Raw genomic sequence first — 434 nt, forward strand, 5'->3', positions numbered from 1 at the left:
AGAGGATCTCAGCGAGGCGAAGATCGGCAGACAGTTATCACAAAGTCCGGAAAGCCTAGCACTGAAACGTGAACAAAAGATGCAACCAATTTTAGCTATGGCGAAGGAAGCAGCGGTAGATACGAAAGTGATTATGCTTAAAGGGAATCCTAGTCAGGAAATAATAAGATATGTGAATGATAGGAAAATCAACAAATTAGTCATCGGCAGCCGCGGTTTAAATTCAATTCAAGAAATGGTGATGGGCAGTGTCAGTCATAAAGTGATGAAACATGTGGACTGTCCAGTAACAGTGGTAAAATAAAAAGAGATGGTAGTTCAGTATAGTGAACTACCATCTCTTTTTATTTTTCATATTCCTCCCACTTAATTATGTCATGGAATCTGGTGGGACGCTCTTGCTGAGTAATTGCGTATGAAAGTGGATCAAAAGT

The 434-nt window shown here is 39.9% G+C and carries 1 protein-coding gene; it reads left to right on the top strand.

What is annotated here, in order from left to right:
- Window positions 1–304, top strand: a 304-nt coding sequence (locus CSV68_RS16665) for a universal stress protein (RefSeq protein ID WP_099662670.1), incomplete at its 5' end; no start/stop codon positions are given.
- Window positions 305–434 lie beyond the last annotated feature (130 nt).

It is taken from the genome of Sporosarcina sp. P29 (assembly GCF_002743265.1).
Classification (GTDB): domain Bacteria; phylum Bacillota; class Bacilli; order Bacillales_A; family Planococcaceae; genus Sporosarcina.